The sequence below is a fragment of the Mesopusillimonas faecipullorum genome, assembly GCF_020539505.1.
GTDB classification, from domain to species: Bacteria; Pseudomonadota; Gammaproteobacteria; order Burkholderiales; family Burkholderiaceae_B; genus Mesopusillimonas; species Mesopusillimonas faecipullorum.
This window is the reverse complement of sequence record NZ_JACDXW010000004.1, coordinates 182,132-205,141: the sequence shown is the minus strand read 5'-3', so window position 1 is coordinate 205,141 and position 23,010 is coordinate 182,132. Positions and strand designations below refer to the sequence as shown.

Here is a 23,010-nt window from a genome sequence, read left to right as displayed (position 1 = left end):
TAACACCAAGGGTATTTAAGTGACCGACCATACCGCTTTCTCTTCCGTCTTCACGCGTCTGCTGCGCGCCGTCCGCATGCTGGCCGTGTTGTCCGCTGTCGTGGTCGTGTCTGCATGCAGCAGCACCAAAACCCCAGACGACCCCACAGCCGGCTGGAGCGCCGAACGCCTTTATAAAGAAGCCCGCACCGAAATGTCGGACCGCAACTGGACGCCGGCCCGTACTCACCTAGAGGCCGTCGAATCGCGCTTTCCATTTGGCGGCTACGCCCAACAAGCGCTCATGGACCTGGCCTACGTCAACTGGAAAGACGAGCAGCCCGAGCAGGCGCTGGCAGCGATTGACCGTTTCCAGCAGCAGTATCCCAACCATGCCGGCACCGATTACATGCTGTACCTGAAAGGCCTAATTACCTTCACGCCTCCTAGCGCCATGTTCTCCAGCATCACTCAACAGGACCCTAGCGAACGTGACCCCAAAGGTCTGCGCGAATCCTACCAAGCTTTCAGCGAACTGATCGAGCGCTACCCCAACAGCCGTTACACCGAAGATGCCAAGAAGCGGGCCGCCTGGTTGGTAGACACCCTTGCGCAACACGAGGTACATGTTGCTCAGTACTACTACGAGCGCCATGCTTACTTGGCCGCCATCAACCGCGCGCAAACCGTGCTAACCGAATTTCAAGGCGTACCCATCGCCGAAAAAGCACTCTACATTATGTATTTGTCTTACGACAAGCTCGACATGCCCCAGCTGCGCGACGACACCCAACGAGTGCTAGACACCAACTTCCCCGATAGCAAGTACTACACTGACGGCCTGCACGACAAATCAGGTAGCTGGTGGAACCCCGTCTACTGGTTCTGAAGTCTCTAAGCTGGGCGTCGCCTGCAGGCGATGCCCCTCAATGAAATCCAGCGCCAGCTCTAGCTGGCGTGTTCTGGAAAACGGCGGCAGCCCCCGCCACAACACCCGCCCATAGGGTTTTTCTACCAGGCGGGTGTCTCCCACCATCAAGACCCCCCAATCCGCTTCGGTGCGTATCAAACGACCAGCGCCTTGCTTGAGGGTAATCGCGGCTTCGGGCAATTGGTAATCCATGAAAGGGTTCCCCCCTTCGCGGCGACAGGCTTCTAGCCTGGCCTCTAGCACGGGGTCGTCAGGCGGCGCAAACGGCAACTTATCTATCGCCACCAGCGTCAACGCCTCGCCGGGCACGTCTATGCCTTCCCAAAAGCTGGCGCTACCCACCAATACCGTACCGCGCTGACTGCGAAACTGTTCGAGCAAAGCGCTGCGGGCGGCTGTGCCCTGCTGCAGAACCGTGCGCTGCACACCCTGTTTTTTGAAGCCCTCTTGCAAGAGCTGCGCCACTTTCTCAACCGCACGCAGCGTGGTGCACAGCACCAGTACGCCCCCCTCGGTGACGGCGGCCAGCGGCAGCAAAGTCGCGACAAAATCATTGTAGAAGCGCGGATGATTGGGCAAGGGCAAACGTTCGGGCACAAACAAAAGGCCTTGCGCCGCATAATCGAAAGGCGAATCCCAACGAGCCGTCTGGGCATCTTGCAGCCCTAGCTGCTGCAGAAAATGTTGGAAGTCCCCGTTTACCGATAGGGTCGCCGAGGTCAACACCCAGGCTTGGCCTTCCTGGCGGTGCTGTGAAAACAGCTCGGCCACAGACAACGGCGCACTATGCAGACGCACCGCATGCGTGAGCAGTTCTACCCATTGCACCCAACCTTGAGCAGCAGCCTGTCGTGCTGCCGGGGCATCAGGCCGCCAACGCTCCAGCGTTTGAAAACAGGTTTTGCATTGCGCCAGAGCCGCCGCCAGATCGGGGTGCTTATCTTGTACTTCGGTCAACTGCTCGACCGCTTCCTCTAGGCTGCTAGCCAAAGCCTCGGCGGCCTCGTCGAACGCACTGCGTTCTGGCAACATAAGCAAGGTGGCACGTCGCCCCGGCATGTTCTCGAGGCCGGCAACGGAAAGTCGCAACGCGCGGGCGGCTGACTCCAGGCCTTTGGCAATTTTTGTCCAATCGGCAAGGCCACGCGCTTGCGCCAGGCCCGCAGCTTCCAGCATACGCGAAGCATCCAACAACTGATGGGTGGACAAACTATTGCCCAGAAAACGAGTGGCGACTGCAGGAAGTTGATGAGCCTCATCGAACACCACCAAATTCGTGGCAGGCAGCAGATCTGTCACGCCCTCTTCGCGAAGTGCCAAATCAGCCATGAACAAGGCATGATTGACGACGACAAGATCGGCGTCTTGGGCTTGGCGGCGCGCTTTAAGGACGAAGCAATCTTTCACGCGTGGACAGTCTTGGCCCAAGCAGTTCTCGCGCGTGGAAGTGGCCCGATGCCAAATGTCGGCGTCTTCAGGGACGCTGGCAAGCTCGGCTTTGTCTCCGGATTTGGATTGCTGGGCAAAGCGAACGATATGGCGTAGCTGCACCATTTCGTCTCGCGACTTCAAGGCGCGCTCGTCTTCTTGCAGGCGTTCCAGGTGGTAATGGCAGACGTAGTTGCCACGCCCTTTGAGCAAGGCAATACTAACGGGCAATGCCAGGGCTTCTCGTAGACGCGGCAAATCGCGCCAGTACAACTGGTCTTGCAAGGTGCGGGTACCCGTAGACACCAGCGCCTTACCTTGCCCCAACAAAGCAGGCACCAGATACGCCCAGGTTTTACCAGTGCCCGTCCCCGCCTCGGCGACCAAAGTGCCATGCGTTTGCAGCGCCTGACGCACGGCCTCGGCCAGCTCGGCCTGAGCTGCACGCGGGCGGTACTGCTCCACGACACGTGCCAGCGGCCCATGCTCGGAAAAAACTTCTGCCAGCTCTTGCTGCACGTGACGCAACCTCGTTTACGAATTGTGTTGATGGACCTAGTACCGAATGATAACCGTCGGAAACGGATGGGCTCTACCGCAATGTGGCAAAATGCCCCGCTTGTATTGCTTACCTTTGTAGAACCATGACGACGACACCGGCCAACGCGGCTAGCACCAATCCCCTCATTCAAGCTGAAGATCCCGTGCGCATCATCAAGCTGCTGGCTGATGAACTTGGGGCACGGCCCGCTCAGATTGCTTCCGCAGTTGAACTGCTGGACGGCGGCGCCACTGTGCCATTCATTGCACGCTACCGCAAAGAAGTCACAGGCGGCCTGGACGACACCGTACTACGCAACCTGGAAGTACGCTTGCTCTACGTGCGCGAGCTAGAGTCACGTCGTCATGCCATCTTGGTGTCCATAGATCAGCAAGGTAAGTTGACCCCTGATCTTGCTGCGCAACTGCAACAGGCTGACAGCAAGCAACGCTTGGAAGACCTTTATGCACCTTACAAACCCAAGCGTCGCACCCGTGCCCAAATCGCTCGTGAAGCCGGCCTGGAACCGCTAGCCGATGCCATCTTGGCAGAACGGGCGGCAGACCCCAGCGATCTGGCCCAGGCCTACCTAAACGCCGAAGCCGGCATCAACGACACCAAGGGCGCATTGGATGGCGCGCGCGACATTTTGGCGGAGCGTTACGCCGAAGATGCAGACTTGCTGGCGGATTTACGCGATTTCTTGTGGAAACAGGGCTTGCTATATGCCAAGGTGGTAGAAGGCAAAGAAACCGAAGGCGCCAACTTCCGCGACTGGTTCGATTTCAATGAAGCCCTGCGCACACTGCCCTCGCACCGCATACTTGCTTTGTTGCGCGGCAGGCAACAAGGGGTGCTCGACCTGCGTCTGGGCCTAGACGAAGAACGCGAAGCCTTGTTACCCCACCCTTGCGTAGAGCGCATAGCCCGCAAGTTGAATATAGACGCTGATTTCTCGGCAAGCGCCAGCCCGCGTAACCGCTGGCTGGCCGAAGTGTGTCGCTGGACCTGGCGCGTCAAGCTTCTCACTGCGTTCGAGTCAGAGCTTCTGAGCAAGCTGCGCGAAGATGCCGAGACCGAAGCCATCCGCGTTTTCGCCGCCAACCTGAAGGACCTTCTGCTTGCCGCCCCCGCCGGCCATAAGGCGGTCATGGGCCTGGACCCCGGCATCCGTACCGGCGTCAAAGTCGCCGTTATCGATGGCACGGGCAAAATGCTGGACACCGCTACGATCTACCCCTTTGAGCCGCGACGCGACTACGAAGGTTCTATTCGCACACTGGCGGCCCTGGCTACCAAACACAAGGTGTCGCTGCTGGCCATAGGCAACGGTACCGCCTCGCGCGAAACCGAGAAACTGGCTGGCGATATGATGCAAGCCTTCCCACAGTTGTCGCTTACCAAAGCCATCGTTTCCGAAGCCGGTGCTTCGGTATATTCGGCCTCTGAGCTGGCCGCCCAAGAGTTCCCAGACCTCGACGTCAGCTTGCGTGGTGCGGTATCCATCGCGCGCCGCTTGCAAGACCCGCTGGCCGAGCTGGTCAAGATAGAGCCCAAGGCCATAGGTGTGGGTCAGTATCAGCACGACGTCAACCAGCGCGAACTGGCTCGGTCGCTTGATGCCGTCGTCGAAGATTGCGTGAACGCTGTGGGCGTGGACTTGAATACTGCTTCCGTGGCCTTGCTTAGCCGTGTGTCGGGCTTGAATGCCACGCTGGCGCGCAACATCGTTGCTTGGCGCGATCAAAACGGGGCATTCCCCAACCGCAAGGCGCTTAAAGAGGTTTCCCGATTCGGCGACAAGACCTTCGAGCAAGCTGCGGGCTTTTTGCGGGTACCCAACGGTGACAACCCGCTGGACGCGTCTGCGGTTCACCCCGAAGCCTACCCTGTAGTAGAACGTATCCTGAAGAAAATCGGTGCAGACGTTAAGCAAGTCATAGGCCAGCACGACAGCCTGAAAGGGCTCTCGCCCGCCGACTTTACCGATGAGCGCTTTGGCCTGCCCACCGTCAAGGACATTTTCTCCGAACTTGAGAAACCCGGTCGCGACCCGCGCCCTGAATTCAAGACCGCACAATTTCAGGAAGGCGTAAACGACATCAAGGATCTGCATGAAGGCATGATTCTTGAAGGGGTGGTCACCAACGTCGCCAACTTTGGCGCCTTCGTTGACGTGGGCGTGCATCAAGACGGCCTCGTCCACATTTCCGCCCTTTCCAGCAAGTTTGTGGACGACCCTCGCGACGTCGTGCGTGTGGGGCAAACGGTGAAGGTGAAGGTGCAGGAAGTCGACGTCGCCCGCAAACGCATCAGCCTGACGATGCGCCTGGACGACCACGCGCCCCTGCAGCGCCGCGCTGCCGAAGGCGGGGCTAGACCCTCTGGGTCTGGCAATAGCCGGGGCGGCAACCGAGGTGGCGCGCCACGCCAAGCCGAACCCTCGGGGGCAATGGCTGCCGCGTTCGCCAAGCTCAAAAAGTAAGTGGCGTCGTAATCAATACACGGCGTCAGTGTACTGACGCCGTGGGCGAACCTCAGGTGACTGATGTGACCGACGCCACGGCGCCGGGTCTGCTCAATCAGGCGCCCATAGTTTGGTCTTCGCGTCTTTTTCGTAGGCCATGCCTTGGGGGTAGCTGATCAGCTCCAGCTGCATTCCCCATGGGGTCAGCACATAAGTAATCGACTGGCCAGCGGCGGGGCCTTCCTTCAGCTCAAATGGGCCCATGAATGTTTGCAGGCCCAAAGCTTTGGCCTTGTCCACTGCCGCTTTGATGTCTTTAACGTAAAACCCAATATGAAAGCCGCCGTAATCGCTGTTGCGCGGCATATCGGTTTTTTGGTCGGGGGCGCTATATTGGAATAGCTCGATGTTAGAGCCGTCACCGCAGCGCATCATGGCGATGTGTTCCAGAACAGCACGCGGATGCACATTGACAAGGTCTTGCATGAAAGTACCCTCATCGTCGCGGAAAGGCCCAAAGCGCATGGCCTCTTCGCAACCTATTACATCGCGAAAAAAACTCACACCTTGATCGATATCGGGCACGGTAAAGCCAACGTGATCCATGCCCCGCACACCAAGAGTGGCTTCTTTTTCTTGCGCCCAGAGGCTGCTACTGCTTGCAAGCAAAGCCGCGCAGGCGGCGGCAAGAGTGAGTTTTTTCATTACGGTGTCTCCGGTGTGATAGGCCGATATACAACAGGCCCAACCACTATAAACCAAGTTTTGGAGCCATTGTTTAGCCGGTGCAGACGGGTCATGCACACGAAAAAAGGCGGCCATACGCCGCCTTTTTACACAAAAACCGAAAGACGCCTTACTCGGCTGCCAAAGCAGCAAGCGCCGCCCTCACTTGGTCTTCCTCTACTTGAGCATCTGCCACGTAGCGGGTGTCGATATACACCTTGGCATCACGCACCTGCCCTTGGCCGGCGGCCAGCAGCTTTTGTAACTGCCCAGCCTCCCTAGGATCATCGAAGGCCACTGAAACCAACACAGACTCTGAGCTGGAAGCCGCCAGACGAAAGCGGAAACGACCATCTTCGTCGCGGAAGCTGACAAATTTGGGCTTGGCACTTTCCGTCTTAGCCGCTTTTTTATCGCCACTTGCCGTAGCCGCCACAAACCGCAAGCCCACCGCCTCGCGCAAGCGTTGCGTGAACGGCGTGGCTACCTGGCGTGCCTTATGCGCCCCGGCCTGCAGAATCTCTTCGATACGCTCGGGATGCGCCATCAAATCTGCATACTTATCGCGCATCGGGCCCAATTCGGCCTCTATTTGGTCTACCAAGGCTTGCTTGGCATCGCCCCAGCCCATGCCGCCTTCGAGAGCGGCCTTGAACGCCTGACTTTGCTCTGCCGTGGCAAACGCCCGATAGAGGGTGTACAGGTGCGAGCCTTCCGCATCTTTGGGCTCGCCCGGCTGGCGCGAGTCGGTGACGATACGCATGATGGCAGCCTTGGTGGCCTTGGCTCCGCCCTCAAACAAAGGGATGGTGTTGTCGTAGCTTTTGGACATCTTGCGCCCGTCCAGCCCAGGCAACAAGGCGACTTCGTCGTCTAGTTGCACTTCGGGCAGGGTGAAGAAGTCAGCGCCATATAAATGGTTGAAGCGTTGGGCGATATCTCGCGTCATCTCCAGATGCTGCACCTGGTCGCGCCCAACGGGTACTTTATGCGCGTTGAACATGAGGATGTCGGCGGCCATGAGCACGGGGTAAGAGAACAAACCCATGGTGACGCCATCGTCGGGTTCTATGCCCTTTTCAGTGTTTTGATCCACTGCCGCTTTATAAGCATGAGCCCGGTTCATCAACCCCTTGCCCGTGACGCAATTGAGCATCCAGCACAACTCGGGGATCTCGGGAATATCCGACTGTCGATAGAAGGTGACTTTATCGGTATCCAGCCCGGCGGCAATCCAGGTTGCTGCGATCTCTAAGCGGGATCTAGCCACACGTACGGGGTCGTCACATTTGATCAGGGCGTGATAGTCGGCCATGAAGAAAAAGGCATCAACATTGAGCTGACGACTAGCCAAAATGGAAGGCCGTATGGCCCCGGCATAATTACCAAGATGGGGGGTGCCGGAGGTGGTGATGCCGGTGAGTACGCGAGTGGTCATAATGCGAGAAACAGGGTAAGGGCACAGCAAAGGGAATCCGCAAAGATAACGCAAAAGCGTCACCCTTGCATGACAAAGGCACCGGGAATCGCCGCCACAAGGGGCTTTAAGCTTAAAGGCCTATCAGCGTTCGACAATGGGCCAGCTTACGCAGTAGCTCCGCCAGCATCATTTTTTCTGCTTGAGTCAGGTTCTTGAAACGCGCACGCTCACTTTCAAGCACCGTATTGGTCAATTCTGTAGCCACCGCCTTACCTTGTTCGGTAGTCGAAACATGCTGCTTGCGACCATCTTTGGTGCTGACCTCGCGCACCACCCAATCCTTTTGGCATAGCTTGTCTAGACCTGCGGTGACATAGGGTGCACTTAAGCTTAAGGCCTTGGCCAACTGTGCCGGCGATACGCCTGGGTTGGCATCGATCAAGGCAAGCATGGTGTATTCGGCAGCCCGCAACCCATAGGGGTTGCCAACCAGCTCTTGGTAGTTTCCCACGGTAACCACAGAAGCCTGCGCCAGTTGATAACCCAGCATCCCCAACAAGGGCGCTTCGTTCAGGCGGCCCTCGGGGGTAGAAACATCGGGCGCTGCCTTGATGTCGGCATAATGCTTGGCACCGCGTGCGGAAGGCTTGGATGCAGTCTTTGAGGCCTTGCTACCCCGAGCGGGCAGCTCGTTGGGCATCTCTTTTGCTGGCGTGTTTGGCACTGTTTTCTTCCTGCATCAAAAGCCTTCGAATCGGATCAGCAGCCAAGCGCGTGCGTAGCCACCCATAAACAAAGCCCATTATAGGTCGCGCGCTCGAAGCTCTTGTGAAGCATAAGGCTTAGGTATCAAACCCGTGGCCGGGCTTGCTTAATCGCAAATCCGACCACGAGTTTCTTATAGGTTCCGTGCTTTTCAAGTGTCAGGTCAGGTGACGTGACCGCTCACCAATCTATATCCCAGCACAGCCAGCAAATCTGTTTGCGTCACAATGCCGCGCAGCCTTTCTGACTCATCCACCACCATCACGGCATGATGGCCATCGTTCACGAGAACCGGTAACAGATCGCGCAGCGCCGCAAACTCTGTTACCTGGGGCGCCCAAGTCATATTCGCCGAGACCGCCCCTTGCTCATCGGCAGACAACTCTCGTAAGCCAATGACCCCCAGGATACGACGGTCAGCATCAACAACCGGCAACGCTCGAATACCCTGTTCAAGCAGTACGCGCTTGGCCTCCTCCACCGTGGTCTCGGGGGCTAGGCAGACAACTTCCCTGGACATGATGTCTGTCACCGCGACCTCGCCATAAGAGCGCGAGGCCGACGCCAAGGCGACCTCTTGCAAAAGCCTCTCAAGATCATGCTTATCAACGTCGAACACCTGGTTCATACGGGCCAAAGCGACATCTAAGTCTTGAGGTAAAAAGGCTGCGCTACGTCCGACGGCTGCATTCGAACGCGTGGGCGCAGCCACACGTTGGGGATAAGGTTGCCGGCGTAATTTATGAAAGAAAATACCGATCAGGACAATGACCGTTGAGTTCAGCGCGACAGCGGTCAAATAAGTAGCCGGGCTGATTCCGACGATGGCCGTCATGGAAGCCGCTAACGCACAAGCACCGCCGGGCGGATGCAAAGCGCGGGTCAAGGACATGATCAGAATGGCACTGGCCACTGCCGCCCCCGCTCGCAGGCTGGGGTCTTCGATGAGCACCACGCTTATCAAGCCCACTAGCGCGGACAACACATTGCCCCCAATAATGGGCCAGGGTTGGGCCAAGGGGCTGCTGGGCACGACAAATAGCAATAAGGCCGAGGCCCCTATCGGCGCCGCCAGCAAAGGCGCATCGTACTTACCCACCAGCCACGCGCACAGCATACCGGTACAAGAAATACCCGCCAGCACCCCCAAACAAGCCAGCATACGGCCACGCACCGTGGCACCCGCCAGCAAGGGGAAAAAACCGCTCCCATCGGAAGCCTCTACCGGCGACGACCGGAAGCGCTGCAACATCAACTGTCCTGACTAAAGATCTACAAAAACAAATAATTGTCACCGCAAAACGGTGGCTTCACAAATAACCAAAAAGCATCAGCTCATGCCTTTGCAAGTATTGGCGTGAGAAAACAGTTGCAGGCCGGCGGCGCTTAAGGAAACGAGAACACTTCTTTACAGCGTAGAAGCCACCCGTCGTTCGGCCTCCAGATATTCCTTGGATTGCATCTCTAGTATGCGAGACACCGTGCGATGGAATTCATTGGACATCTGGCCTTCGGTATAAAGCTGCTCGGCCTCGCATTCGGCAGAGATGATCAACTTGACCTTATGGTCGTAAAACACATCTATCAGCCAAGTGAAGCGCCGCGCCTCGGATGACTGACTCGCCTTCATCCGGGGTACATCCGACAAAATCACGGTGTGGAAGCGGCTGGCCAACTCCAGGTAGTCATTCTGCGAACGCGGCCCGCCGCACAAGGTGTCGAAGTCAAACCAGACCACGCTTCCACTTAAAGCCACTGCACGCAGCTCTCGGTTCTGCACGGTTAACACCGGTTCGCGCGGAGCGCCGTCGGACAAGTGATCAAAAGCCGATTGAAGCTCGCTCTGCGTTTGATCGCCCAGAGGCGTCAAATACATTCTTACCTGCTCAAGCGAGCGCCGCCTGTAATCAACCCCGGTATCCACATTCATCACGTCCATGCGGCTCTGTATGAGCTTGATGGCTGGAACTATGCGGTCTCTGTGCAGGCCGTCAGGATAGAGCTTAGAGGGCTCGTAGTTGGAAGTCATCACGAATGACACGCCGTGCTCGAACAGTTTGAGCAACAGCCTATACAAAATCATGGCATCGGCAATATCGGAAACGTGAAATTCGTCGAAGCAGATCAGGCGATAACGCTTTGCCACCTTGAGGGCCACGGCATCCAAGGGGTCGGACTGCCCCTTCACCTGCTCGAGCTCGCGGTGCACACCTTGCATGAACTCATGGAAGTGCAAGCGTGCTTTGCGCTTGAGCGGCACGGTTTGATAGAAGGCATCCATCAAGAAACTTTTGCCTCGACCCACCCCGCCCCACATGTACACCCCTCGGGGTATGGCCGGGCGCCGGAAAAGCTTGCGCAACGGCGAGGAACGCGCCTGTTTGTAAGTGACCCAGTCATCATAGAAACGCTGCAACCTGTCTATGGCTGCCATCTGGGCTTTGTCGGCCTGATAGCCTTTTTCACTCAGGGACTGCAAGTAATATTCGCGTACGTTCATCTCATTGCTTCAGTAAAGGAAAAAGGGGCCGAAGCCCCTTATTTCCGCACTCCGATCTTTTCAATATGCCGCCAGGCTTAGCATTGGCTGCGCGCGGCTACACATTGGCACCACCAGGCCGTACCGTGCTTAAGGCAGGCTTGGTGGGCTCAGCCTTCATTAGAAGTTCAAGCTGCGTTTGTCGACAGCCAAAGCGGCTTCTTTCAGGGACTCGGACAGCGTGGGGTGGGCATGGCAAATACGAGCAATATCTTCGGCCGCACCACGGAACTCCATGATGGTGACGGCTTCGGCGATCAACTCGGATGCCAGCGGGCCAACGATATGTACACCCAGGACTTCGTCGGTTTTGGCATCAGCCAGCACTTTGACGAAACCGGTGGTATCACCCAAGGCACGTGCACGGCCATTGGCCAAGAACGGGAAGCTGCCTGCTTTGTACTCGACGCCTGCGGTCTTGAGTTGCTGCTCGTTGCGACCCACCCAAGCGATTTCGGGCGAGGTGTAGATGACGCTGGGGATCGTGCCGTAGTTGACGTGACCGTGCTGGCCGGCAATACGTTCTGCCACGGCAACGCCCTCTTCTTCGGCCTTGTGAGCCAGCATGGGGCCACGCACGACGTCGCCAACGGCCCAGACATTGGGCAGGTTGGTACGGCAGTCGTCGTCAATGGCGATAAAACCGCGCTCGTCCAGCTTGAGGCCGACTTTTTCGGCACCCAGGCCTACGGTGTGAGGCACGCGACCGATAGACACGATAAGGTGATCGACAACCAGGCTTTGCTCTGCACCGCTAGCATCGGTGTAAGGCACCGTGACGGAACGGGCCGAAGCCTTGGCTTCGCCAATCTTGACGCCAGTTTGGATCGCCAAGCCTTGCTTGGTGAAAGCTTTATGGGCTTCTTTGGCGACTTGCTGGTCGGCTGCCGGCAGGAAATCGGGCATGGCTTCGAGCACGGTCACTTCAGCACCCAAACGGCGCCATACGCTGCCCAGTTCCAGGCCGATCACGCCAGCACCGATAACACCCAGTTTCTTGGGCACAGCACTCAGGCTGAGTGCGCCGGCGTTGGAAAGCACGCGTTTTTCATCGAACGGCAGGCCGGGCAGTTCGCGGGGCGAAGAACCGGTAGCGATGACGACGTGCTTGGCGATGAGCTCTTCTTCGCTGGCGCCGGACACCAAAATCGACCAACCGCCATCCACGTGCGCATTCAGGGCACCCGTACCATGGAAGAACGTGACCTTGTTTTTCTTGAACAGGTAGAGAATGCCGTCGTTGTTTTGTTTGACCACGGTGTCTTTGCGGCCCACGAGCGTGTCGAGCTTAAGACCCAGGCCTTTGACCTCGATGCCGTGCTCAGCAAAGTGGTGCTGGGCTTGCTCGTAATGCTCGGACGACTGCAGCAGCGCCTTGGAGGGGATGCAACCCACGTTGGTGCAGGTGCCGCCCGGGGCAGCCTTGCCTTCTGCGTTAGACCAAGCGTCTATGCACGCAACCGAGAAACCCAGTTGGGCGGCGCGAATGGCGGCGATGTACCCGCCGGGGCCGGCACCGATTACTACTACGTCAAATTGTTTAGCCATGACTTTGTACTCTTTTAGCGCGACTGCCAGAAGACAGCCGTCTGAAGTTCTAATAAAAAGGCCGCTGCCCCAATATGAACAGCGGCCCGGTGCGGCGCCTGAACATCCGTGCTTGCACGCGATGAAGCGTCAGCGCAGCGCCACACCGGCGCGTCGGTTTACAGATCCAACAGCAAACGCTGAGGATCTTCCAGGGCTTCCTTCATGGCTACCAGCGCCAGCACAGCTTCACGGCCGTCGATGATGCGGTGGTCATAGGACATGGCCAGATAGTTCATCGGGCGGATGACGATCTGACCGTTCTCGACGACAGGACGCTCTTTGGTAGCGTGAATGCCGAGAATAGCCGACTGCGGTGGGTTGATGATGGGGGTGGACAACATGGAGCCGAACACGCCGCCGTTGGAGATGGAGAACGTGCCACCGGTGAGCTCTTCGAGCGTCAGCTTACCGTCGCGGGCGCGGGCGCCGAAGTCGGCGATCTGCTTCTCGATATCAGCGATGGAAAGCTGATCGGCGTTACGCAGGATGGGCACAACCAAGCCACGCGGGCTACCCACGGCAATACCGATATCGAAGTAGCCGTGATAGATGATGTCCTTGCCATCAACGGAAGCGTTGACGATGGGATACTTTTTGAGCGCGGCTACAGCAGCCTTGACAAAGAAAGAGGTGAAGCCCAGCTTGACGCCGTGCTCTTTCTCGAACTTGTCTTTGTAGGCGTTGCGCAAATCCATGATCGCCTTCATGTTGACCTCGTTGAAGGTCGTCAGGATGGCGTTCTCTTGTTGAGACTGCAACAGACGCTCGGCAACACGGGCACGCAAGCGGCTCATGGGTACGCGCTGCTCGGGGCGACCGTCGAGCGAGAGCGTAGGAGGTGCAACCGGTGCGGCAGGCTTGGCAGCGGCGCCACCAGCCTTTGCGCCCTGGGCGTCAGCCTTGGTAACGCGACCACCACGGCCCGAGCCGTCGACGGAGGAAGGATCTACGCCTTTCTCAGCCAGAATTTTGGCTGCGGCAGGAGACGCGACACCCGCAGCGGATGCGCTAACGGGCGCCGCGGCAGCTGCAGGTGCTGCTTCAGCTACCGGTGCAGCCGCTGCCGGCGCAGCACTGGCTTGCGCGGCGGAGTCAATACGGGCCAGGACTTCGCCGGAGGTAACGGTGCTGCCGTCAGCCTTAACGATCTCGGTCAAGACACCCGCAGAAGGTGCCGGCACTTCGAGTACGACCTTGTCGGTTTCGACCTCGATGAGGATCTCGTCAACTTCCACAGCCTGGCCAGGCTGCTTTTTCCAGGTGAGCAAAGTGGCTTCCGAAATGGATTCGGAAAGCTGGGGGACGAGGACTTCAATGATTGCCATGTTGTTTTCCGTGATGAATAGGGGTTACTTGAGCAGCGTAAAGCCCTTGAACTTAGGCGCGAAGGCCTGCTCCAGCATATTGCGCAGCTGTTCAAGGTGCTTGGCCATGTAGCCGACGGCGGGAGAAGCCGACGCGGGACGACCGGCATAACCCAGACGCTGCCCTTCGGCCATGTTCTCGTACAAGTGATGCTGGATGTAGAACCAAGGACCCTGGTTCTGAGGTTCATCTTGCACCCAGATGATTTCCTTGGCGTTGGGGTATTTTTGCAGTTCAGCCTGGAAGGCCTTGTGGCCGAAAGGATAGAGCTGCTCGACGCGCAGGATGGCAACATCGCCACGCTGGCCTTCGTTGCGGGCATTCAGCAAGTCGTAATACACACGGCCAGAACATACCAGTACGCGCTTGACTTCGGCGGGATTGATCTCGGCGTTCTGTTCGCCGATCACCAGCTCGAAATGGCCATCTGCCAAATCTTGCAAGGGCGAAGTGGCATCTTTATGGCGCAACAGCGACTTAGGTGTGAAGATCACCAGCGGCTTGCGGAAAGGACGGATCATCTGACGACGCAAGACGTGGAAGATCTGCGATGCGTTCGTAGGCTGAACCACTTGCATATTGTTATCGGCACACAGCTGCAAGAAGCGCTCGATGCGACCCGATGAGTGCTCGGGGCCCTGGCCTTCGTAACCGTGCGGCAGCATCATGACCAAACCACACTGACGGCCCCACTTGGCTTCGCCGGCCGAGATGAATTGGTCAATGACCACTTGTGCGCCGTTGACGAAGTCGCCGAACTGAGCTTCCCAAATGGTAAGCGTGTTGGGCTCGGCCGTTGCATAACCGTATTCAAAACCCAGCACGGCTTCTTCGGAGAGCACCGAGTCGATTACCGTAAACGGAGCCTGGGTGTCGGAGACATTCTGCAGCGGAATGTAGGTACCGTCGTTCCAGCGGTCGCGCTTTTGATCGTGCAACACGGCATGGCGGTGGGTAAACGTACCACGACCGGAGTCTTGACCCGTAATGCGGATGGTGTAGCCCGAAGCCACCAGGGTGGCAAAACCCAGGTGCTCGCCCATACCCCAATCGAGACGCTGTTCGCCGCGCGCCATTTTACGGCGGTCGTTCAGCAGACGCTCTACCAGTGGATGCACGGTGAAGCTTTCAGGTACGGTGGTCAGACGCTCGCCGATACGAGTGAGTTCGGCGAGAGGCACACCGGTGTCAGCATGATCTGTCCATTTGGCATTCAGGAAAGGCTTCCAGTCGGTGGCGTACTTGTTCTTGTAGTCGGTGAGCACGGGTTCGACCGTGCGGCGACCGTCTTCCATCAACTGACGATAGCCCTTGACGAGCTCGTCGGCCTCGCCTTCGGCCAGAATGCCTTGAGCGACCAGCTTGTCGGCGTACAGCTTGCGCGTGCCGGGATGCTGGCCAATGCGCTTGTACATCAGAGGCTGAGTCAGCGAAGGGGTGTCTTGCTCGTTGTGACCCAGTTTGCGGAAGCAGACGATATCGACGACCACATCGTGGTGGAATTCACGACGATAATCCAGGGCCAGTTGGGTGACGTAGACCACGGCTTCGGGGTCGTCGCCATTCACGTGGAACACCGGTGCCTCGATCATCTTGGCGACGTCGGTGCAATACAGCGTGGAACGCGTGTCGCGAGGGTCGGAGGTGGTAAAACCAATTTGGTTGTTGATGACGAGGTGAACCGTACCGCCCGTACCGTAGCCGCGAGTCTGGGCCAGATTGAGGGTTTCCATGACCACGCCTTGGCCGGCGAAAGCCGCATCGCCGTGCACCAGCACGGGCAGCACTTCGGTGCCGTTTTCGTCGCCGCGACGGTCTTGGCGAGCGCGCACGCTGCCCTCGACCACAGGGTTGACGATTTCAAGGTGCGAAGGGTTGAAAGCCAGCGACAGGTGGACGGGGCCGCCGCGCGTGGAAAGATCGCTAGAGAAGCCGTTGTGATATTTGACGTCGCCGTCGGTGAGCGTTTGGGCATACTTGCCTTCGAACTCGGCGAACAGGTCGGCGGGCATCTTGCCCATGATGTTGACCAACATATTCAAGCGACCACGGTGGGCCATGCCCACGACGATCTCTTGTACACCGCTTTCGCCGGCATGGTTGACCAGCTCGTCCATGGAAGCGATGAAGCTTTCACCACCTTCCAGCGAGAAGCGCTTTTGGCCTACATACTTGGTGTGCAGGAAACGCTCGAGGCCTTCAGCCTCGGTGAGTTGCTGCAACACGTGACGCTTGCGTTCTGGCGAGAATGCCGGCACACCGGAGCTGGACTCAAGACGCTCTTGGATCCAACGCTTGGCGGCGGGATCGGAGATATGCATGAACTCGGCGCCGACGCTGCGGCAATAAGTGTCGCGCAAAGCCTTGAGCATGTCTCGCATGCTCATGGTGTCGGCTTTGGTGAAATAAGTATTGGTGGCCGAATAAACCTGATCAAGGTCGGCTTCGGTCAGGCCGTAGAAAGCGGGATCGAGCTCGGGGATGACCGGACGCTCTTGGCGCTTTAAGGGGTCGAGGTCGGCAACACGTACGCCTAGCGAACGGTAGGCGGCGATCAGCGACTGAACCGAGACCTGCTTGCTTGCAACGCTGAGGTCGACCTGCTGGCTGCCACCACGGGCAACGAAAGCATTGGCGCGGGCGCGTTGAGCGAAAGACTCGATGATGGGAGCGTGAGCTTGATCACGCGTGGTTTCCTGACCGTCGGTTGCCGGCTGATGCTGCAGCTGATCGAAATAATCGCGCCAGCGCTCGGGGATGGAGCCTGGGTTCTCGAGGTAGGACTCGTAGAGTTCCTCTACGTAGGGGGCATTGCTACCAAACAGATAGGAGGTAGAAAGAAGTTCAGTTTCTGATGACATATTTTTTACGCTTCACCTTACCGAGTGTCTCACTCGTTTTGATGCAGGACAACCTTCCGCGACACGGCCAGACCGGTTAGCGGATAGCGGAGCAGAAGGCAACGTACGCCTTACTAAAAGCCGTATCCAACTAGTATACCCACAAAAAAAAATCATGTAACGGTAAAGCCCGCCCAGCTCAGTAAAAAACCGTCAAAGCGTGGGTGAATCCTGACACCCTATTCAAAACCCGCTTATTCCTTAGCTTTGCACGACTGGACTCCTGTCAAGGAGTGCGATCCCTCAGCGGCTATCCAACTAAAAAATTGCTGCATCGCACAAGCAACATGTATCGCCGCTTCGCATTACACTTGTCGATTATGTGGCTTGTACGGCTATTGCCAAACACCGTCCGGGACCCCGCGCAAGCCGGGCCAGGCGAGCCCGGCCCTCTTCTTTTATTTCAGTTTTTCTAATCGCCATTCGTTTGTTTCAGGAGCCTTTTCCATCATGAACGCCAACGCCGATCTTTCAAAGCTGGCACTGGACTACCATGCGTCGCCAACGCCCGGCAAGATCTCGGTCACGCCCACCAAAACGCTTGCCAATCAAGACGACCTCTCGCTTGCTTACTCCCCAGGGGTTGCCGTAGCCAGCATGGCGATCTACGAAGGGGGCGATGGCGCAGCTGCCATGTACACCTCGCGCGCCAACTTGGTAGGCGTCATTACCAACGGCACCGCGGTACTTGGTCTAGGCAATATCGGGCCACTCGCGGCCAAACCTGTCATGGAAGGCAAAGGCTGCCTGTTCAAGAAATTCGCCGGCATCGATGTTTTCGACATTGAGCTCGCCGAAAACGATCCTGACAAACTGGTAGACATTATTGCTGCCCTGGAGCCCACACTGGGCGGTGTCAACCTTGAAGACATCAAAGCGCCAGAATGCTTCTATATAGAAAAGAAGCTGCGCGAACGCATGAAAATACCGGTCTTCCATGATGACCAGCACGGCACGGCTATTATTTCTTCAGCAGCCATCCTTAATGGCCTGAAAGTCGTAGGAAAAGACATCAAGCAAGTCAAATTGGTGTGCTCGGGTGCCGGTGCGGCAGCCATCGCCTGCCTTAACTTGCTGGTCAGCCTGGGCATGCCCCGCGAAAGCATTTATGTTGTCGACTCGCGCGGCGTTATCTGGGAAGGCCGTGAAGCCAATATGGAGCCCACCAAGGCCTACTACGCTCAAAAAACAGAAGCGCGCACCTTGGCCGACGTATGCCGTGACGCCGACGTTTTCCTGGGCTGCTCGGCCCCCGGCGTTCTCTCGGCCGATATGGTTAAAAGCATGGCGGCCAAGCCATTGATTCTTGCCCTGGCCAACCCAGAGCCCGAGATCCGCCCCGAAGTCGCCAAGGCAGCCCGCCCAGACTGCGTCATCGCCACAGGCCGTTCCGACTACCCCAACCAAGTCAATAACGTTCTGTGCTTCCCCTTCATCTTCCGCGGTGCGCTGGATGTCGGTGCCACCGTCATCAACGAAGAAATGAAGCTGGCTTGCGTGAGGGCCATCGCCGCCTTGGCCGAAGCGGAACAAAATGATGAAGTCGCCAATGCCTATGCAGGCCAGGACCTCAGCTTTGGCCCTGAATACATCATCCCCAAGCCTTTCGACCCTCGCCTGATCCTCGAAATCGCACCCGCCGTCGCTCAAGCCGCCATGGATTCAGGCGTCGCAAGCCGCCCCATAGAAGACTTCGAGGCCTACCGGCAAAAGCTCATGGCCATGGTGTATCACTCGGGCCAACTCATGCGCCCCTTGTACAAACAGGCCAAGCAGGCGCCCAAGCGAGTCATTTACGCCGATGGCGAAGACGAACGGGTACTGCGTGCTGCGCAAACTGTAGTCGATGAAAAAATTGCCTTCCCCATTCTGGTGGGCCGCCCTTCCGTCATAGAAATGCGTATGCAACGTGCCGGCTTGCGCATGACGGCCGGTAAAGACTTCGAAATCGTCGACCCCGAAGATGACGATCGCTTCAACGAAACCTGGAGCGGCTATTACAAATTGCGCGCCCGCCACGGCATTACGCCCGAAATTGCCAAGGCCATGGTCCGCAAGCACAACTCGCTTATCGGCGTCATGTTGCTGCAACGTGGTGATGCCGACGCTTTGTTGTGCGGCGTCGCCAGCCGCTACGACAACCAGCTCAAGTACGTCGAAGAAGTGATTGGCCTGAAAGAAGGCGCGCATACCTATGCCGCCATGAATGTCTTGATGCTGCCCAACCAGACGCTCTTCATCTGCGATACGCACGTCAACGAAGACCCCGATGCCGATCAGATCGCCGACATGACCATACAAGCGGCACAAGAAATGATGCGCTTCGGTGTAACCCCGAAGATCGCGCTGCTCTCGCACTCCAACTTCGGAAGCCGCAGCACAGCCTCTTCCCGCAAAATGGCTCAAGCAAGAGAACTCATTTCTCAGCGCGCCCCCCACCTGGAGGTCGACGGCGAAATGCACGCCGACGCTGCCCTGTCCGAGAAAATCCGCGTCAAGGCGTTTCCAGATACCAGCTTGCGCGGCCCCGCCAATCTGCTGATCACGCCCAACCTGGATACCGGTAACGTTACCTACAACATGCTGAAGATGACGGGTAGCAATGGGGTAGCCATGGGCCCGATCTTGCTGGGCGCAGCCCGGCCCGTGCACATTCTTACCACTAGCGCCACGGTACGCCGCATCGTCAACATGACTGCTCTGGCCGTCGTAGACGCTCAACAAGAAGCCGAACAAGGCTAATTGTTAGCCCATGCAAAAACCCTCTGCTCCCCAAAAGGGAGTCAGAGGGTTTTTTGTTGGGTGGCTAGGCGGCAGCCAAGCTTACTTGATAGTGCGGCAAGCTCAGGCGCGTGGTCGATGCCTGAGCAGATAGCGGTAAACGAAACCGGGAAACGCCAACACCAGATACAGGCACAGCGTAATAGCGTAGAACTCCCATCCCTGAGGAAAGGGATTGCCTAACTGTGTCTCGAATGCCACGCCCAAGACGCCCACGAGGCAATACAAGACTATGGTTTCCAGCAGTCGGGAGACAAACGACTTGGCTGGATGCGCACGCCATTGCCACTGATAACCCGGCCACAATAAAAGCCCGGCCAAGATCAACAGCAACAACAAAATACGCGCAGCCAAGGCAAGGCTGGAAGCGGCAAGACTATGGCCTATCCAGGCCATCGCCATCCAGGCCCAAAGCGCCAGCACAGCCCAGTGCAAAACCGACACAAAGACACGCTGCCAAGCGGGCCTGCCCGGCGCTATCGCATGACTCCACGGCATGCAAACCAGTGGCCGCTGCAACCAGAAAGGCAGGCCTGCGCTAAGCAGAGCCAAGCCAATAAGCAGCCAGACCGCCTGGGTTTGCGCCACGGACTTAGAACCCTAAGGACTGTTGGATGGCCTGTATGCACAAAGCCATCAAGCCACCGGGCAGTATCCCAAGCACCAAGAGCAGCAGACCATTCAAAGACAACACACCGCTGGGCAGAATACCCATGGCCAATGGGCGAACCTCACCCTCGGGCTCGTCAAAGTAGACCACTTTGACAACGCGCAGGTAGTAGAAGGCCCCGATCAGGGACATCATGACAGCCACCACGGCTATCCAGAGATAACCTGCCTCTATCAAGGCTTGCAACACCGCCAGCTTGGCATAAAAACCAGCCAAGGGTGGAATGCCGGCCAGCGAGAACATGGACAGCAGCACGACACCGGCCAACACGGGATTACGCTGATTCAGACCCTTGAGATCGGAAATCTTGTCGCACTCGAAACCCTTGGCACTAAGCAGCAGAATCAAGCCAAAAGTAGCCAGCGTCGTCAGTACATAGATGACCATGTAGAACATCGCAGCGCCATAGGCTTGCTCGTTTACAGCGGCCTGCCCTTCGACCACACCCGCCAACAACCCCAACAGCACGAAACCCGTATGGGAGATGGTGGAATAAGCCAACATGCGCTTGAAGTTGGTTTGCATGATGGCAGTCAGGTTACCAATGACCAGCGACAACACCGCCATGATCAGCAGCATGGGTTGCCACTCGAGCGCCAAGCCGTTCAGGCCATCGATAAGCACACGCAATATCATGGCGAACGCTGCCAGCTTGGGTGCCGCGGCCACCACCAAAGTGACAGCCGTGGGAGCGCCCTGATAGACGTCGGGAACCCACATGTGGAAAGGTACCGCACCCAATTTGAACGCCAGGCCGGCCACCACAAACACGACGCCGAAGGCCATGGCCAAACCGTTGATTTGACCGGCCTCTATGGCTTGTGCCATTAGGCTAAGGTCGAGCGTACCCGATGCGCCATACAACATGGACACACCGTACAACATAACGCCCGAGGCCAGACTTCCCAGTACGAAGTACTTCATGGCCGACTCAACCGCCGGCAGATGATCGCGGCGCACCGCCACCAGCGCATACAGCGCCAGAGACATGAGTTCGAGGCCCAGGTATACCGACAACAGGTTGTTGGCCGAGATCATTACCATTTGGCCCAGCAATGCAAACAGCGCCAAGGTGTAGAACTCGCCGCCATTGCCAAGCATGTCGCGCTGCTCGGCGTAGGCTCGGCCATAAAGCAAGGTAACCGCTACAGCAATATACGAGGTGATCTTGAGGAAATGAGACAGCGAATCGGCAACGTACAGACCATGGAAGGTACTCCCCTGCACGCCCTCGCTCCATTGCCACAGGCTGACTGCTGTCAGCACAGCCAAAGACAGCAGCGTCAGCCCGAAAGTCGTGCGACGGTTTGCCGTGCCGGAAAACGCATCGATGAGCAAGACGCCGACGGCGAACACCAAAAGCAGTATCTCGGGCAGTGCCAGTGCGAAGTCGAATGGATTAGGCATAGTGTTTCCGGCTTACAGTTTCGAGATGGAGACGTGTTGCAGCAAAGCCTCGACCGAGACGTGCATGACATCGGTAAATGGCTTGGGATGGATACCCATGTACAGCACCAGCAACGCCATCACGGAAAGGATAAAGAACTCGCGCGAGCTGAGGTCGGGCATGGAGCGCACTTCCTCGTTCTGGATATCGCCAAAGGCGACGCGCTTAAGCATCCAGAGCGAATAAGCAGCGCCCAGAATCAAGGCGGTCGCGGTCAGCAAACCAATCCAGAAGTTGTATTCGACAGCGCCCATGATGACCGTGAACTCACCCACGAAACCGCTGGTCGCCGGCAAACCGCTGTTGGCCAAAGAGAACAGCACAAAGAAGGTGACAAAACGAGGCATGACGTTAACCACGCCACCATAGTCGGCGATGCGGCGGGTGTGCATACGGTCGTACAGCACGCCTATACACAGAAACATGGCACCCGACACGAAGCCGTGAGAAACCATCTGTACGATGGCGCCTTCGAGACCGGCCGTGTTAAAGAGGAAAAAGCCCAGGGTGACGAAACCCATGTGAGCGACCGAAGAATAGGCCACCAGCTTTTTCATGTCTTCCTGGATGATCGCGACCAAGCCGATATAGATGACGGCGATGAGCGACAAGGCGATCATCAAGCCGGCCAAACTATGAGAGGCGTCGGGGGCAATAGGCAGGGAGAAACGCAGGAAGCCATAGGCGCCCAGCTTGAGCATGATGGCTGCCAGCACCACCGAGCCTCCGGTTGGCGCTTCGACGTGGGCGTCCGGCAACCAGGTATGCACCGGCCACATGGGCACCTTCACGGCAAAAGCTGCAAACAACGCCAGGAAGATCAGCACTTGAGGTTCGAACGCCAGCGGCAGTTTGTGCCAAGTCTGGATATCGAAAGAGCCGCCGGAAGCGTTCCAGAGATAGATGAAGGCAATCAGGGTAAGCAGAGAGCCCAGCAGCGTATACAAGAAAAACTTGAAGGCCGCATAAACACGGTTGGGCCCACCCCAAACACCGATGATCAAATACATCGGTATCAGCGTGGCTTCGAAGAATATGTAAAACAGCAAGCCGTCAAGCGCCGCAAATACACCGACCATCAACCCCGATAGAATCAGGAAGGCCGCCATGTATTGCGCGACACGCTTGGTGATGACCTGCCAGCCGGCCAACACCACGATGATGGTGATGAAGGCGGTCAGCAGCACAAACCACAACGAGATGCCGTCTATGCCCAGGTGGTAATTGACGGACAGGCTCTCTATCCAAGAAGCCTTTTCTTCGAATTGCATCGCCGCAGTCTGGGCATTGAACCCCATGTACAGCGGCAAGGTTACCAAGAAACCGGCTATGGAACCGACCAAGGCCAGCACCCGTGTGAAACCAGGTTTATCGTCGCGGCCCAACACCAGCACCAACAAACCTGCCACGATGGGCACGAAGATGGACAGTGTCAGCCAGGGGAAAGTTGAAGACGCCATA

At 57.5% G+C, this 23,010-nt stretch carries 15 protein-coding genes; 3 read left to right on the top strand and 12 right to left on the bottom strand.

Features of this window, described 5'->3' with window-relative positions; translation table 11 throughout:
* Positions 1-76 precede the first annotated feature (76 nt).
* Positions 77-868: an outer membrane protein assembly factor BamD gene (locus H0484_RS09260; protein WP_226954444.1), complete on the top strand. Its 792-nt coding sequence runs from the start codon at positions 77-79 to the stop codon at positions 866-868.
* Here the strand turns inward: H0484_RS09260 and H0484_RS09255 are convergent.
* The gene (locus H0484_RS09255) at positions 833-2,866 is read right to left on the bottom strand and encodes an ATP-dependent DNA helicase (RefSeq protein WP_390624825.1); all 2,034 of its coding nucleotides are present in this window, start codon (positions 2,864-2,866) and stop codon (positions 833-835) included. The genes H0484_RS09260 and H0484_RS09255 overlap by 36 nt on opposite strands.
* A 116-nt stretch (positions 2,867-2,982) precedes the next feature.
* On the opposite strand from H0484_RS09255, the gene H0484_RS09250 reads away from it, so the two are divergent.
* Positions 2,983-5,364 carry a Tex family protein gene (locus H0484_RS09250; RefSeq protein ID WP_226954289.1) on the top strand — a complete coding sequence of 794 codons (2,382 nt, stop codon included), beginning with the start codon at positions 2,983-2,985 and terminating at the stop codon, positions 5,362-5,364.
* Positions 5,365-5,457: 93 nt separating this feature from the next.
* Here the strand turns inward: H0484_RS09250 and H0484_RS09245 are convergent, their stop codons facing one another.
* The 8 genes from H0484_RS09245 to H0484_RS09210 form a co-directional block, all read right to left on the bottom strand.
* A complete protein-coding gene (locus H0484_RS09245; protein WP_226954288.1) occupies positions 5,458-6,051 on the bottom strand; it encodes a VOC family protein in 594 nt (197 codons plus the stop codon).
* A gap of 151 nt (positions 6,052-6,202) precedes the next feature.
* Positions 6,203-7,510 carry a tryptophan--tRNA ligase gene (locus H0484_RS09240; protein WP_226954287.1) on the bottom strand — a complete coding sequence of 436 codons (1,308 nt, stop codon included), beginning with the start codon at positions 7,508-7,510 and terminating at the stop codon, positions 6,203-6,205.
* Between the two features lie 112 nt (positions 7,511-7,622).
* Positions 7,623-8,216: a MarR family winged helix-turn-helix transcriptional regulator gene (locus H0484_RS09235; protein WP_226954286.1), complete on the bottom strand. Its 594-nt coding sequence runs from the start codon at positions 8,214-8,216 to the stop codon at positions 7,623-7,625.
* Positions 8,217-8,420: 204 nt separating this feature from the next.
* On the bottom strand, positions 8,421-9,509 hold the full coding sequence (locus H0484_RS09230; protein WP_226954285.1) for an HPP family protein: 1,089 nt from the start codon (positions 9,507-9,509) through the stop codon (positions 8,421-8,423).
* Positions 9,510-9,665: 156 nt separating this feature from the next.
* Positions 9,666-10,757, bottom strand: coding sequence for a cell division protein ZapE (zapE, locus tag H0484_RS09225; protein WP_226954284.1), 1,092 nt, complete (start codon positions 10,755-10,757; stop codon positions 9,666-9,668).
* A 159-nt stretch (positions 10,758-10,916) separates the two neighbouring features.
* Complete coding sequence (gene lpdA, locus H0484_RS09220; protein WP_226954283.1) at positions 10,917-12,344, bottom strand: dihydrolipoyl dehydrogenase; 1,428 nt, start codon at positions 12,342-12,344, stop codon at positions 10,917-10,919.
* Positions 12,345-12,502: 158 nt separating this feature from the next.
* Entirely contained in the window at positions 12,503-13,711 is a 1,209-nt protein-coding gene (gene odhB / locus H0484_RS09215) for a 2-oxoglutarate dehydrogenase complex dihydrolipoyllysine-residue succinyltransferase (protein ID WP_226954282.1), read from the bottom strand.
* A 24-nt stretch (positions 13,712-13,735) separates the two neighbouring features.
* The gene (locus H0484_RS09210; RefSeq protein WP_226954281.1) at positions 13,736-16,612 is read right to left on the bottom strand and encodes a 2-oxoglutarate dehydrogenase E1 component; all 2,877 of its coding nucleotides are present in this window, start codon (positions 16,610-16,612) and stop codon (positions 13,736-13,738) included.
* A 489-nt stretch (positions 16,613-17,101) separates the two neighbouring features.
* On the opposite strand from H0484_RS09210, the gene H0484_RS09205 reads away from it, so the two are divergent.
* Positions 17,102-19,393 (top strand): NADP-dependent malic enzyme, encoded by a 2,292-nt coding sequence (locus tag H0484_RS09205; RefSeq protein WP_226954280.1) that lies wholly within the window; start codon positions 17,102-17,104, stop codon positions 19,391-19,393.
* A 102-nt stretch (positions 19,394-19,495) separates the two neighbouring features.
* Here the strand turns inward: H0484_RS09205 and H0484_RS09200 are convergent, their stop codons facing one another.
* The 3 genes from H0484_RS09200 to H0484_RS09190 form a co-directional block, all read right to left on the bottom strand.
* Positions 19,496-19,828: a DUF2818 family protein gene (locus tag H0484_RS09200; RefSeq protein WP_390624828.1), complete on the bottom strand. Its 333-nt coding sequence runs from the start codon at positions 19,826-19,828 to the stop codon at positions 19,496-19,498.
* 196 nt (positions 19,829-20,024) lie between these two features.
* Positions 20,025-21,509, bottom strand: a complete 1,485-nt coding sequence (gene nuoN, locus H0484_RS09195) for an NADH-quinone oxidoreductase subunit NuoN (RefSeq protein WP_226954279.1) — start codon at positions 21,507-21,509, stop codon at positions 20,025-20,027.
* Positions 21,510-21,521: 12 nt separating this feature from the next.
* Positions 21,522-23,009: an NADH-quinone oxidoreductase subunit M gene (locus H0484_RS09190; RefSeq protein ID WP_226954278.1), complete on the bottom strand. Its 1,488-nt coding sequence runs from the start codon at positions 23,007-23,009 to the stop codon at positions 21,522-21,524.
* Between the last annotated feature and the right edge of the window lies 1 nt (position 23,010).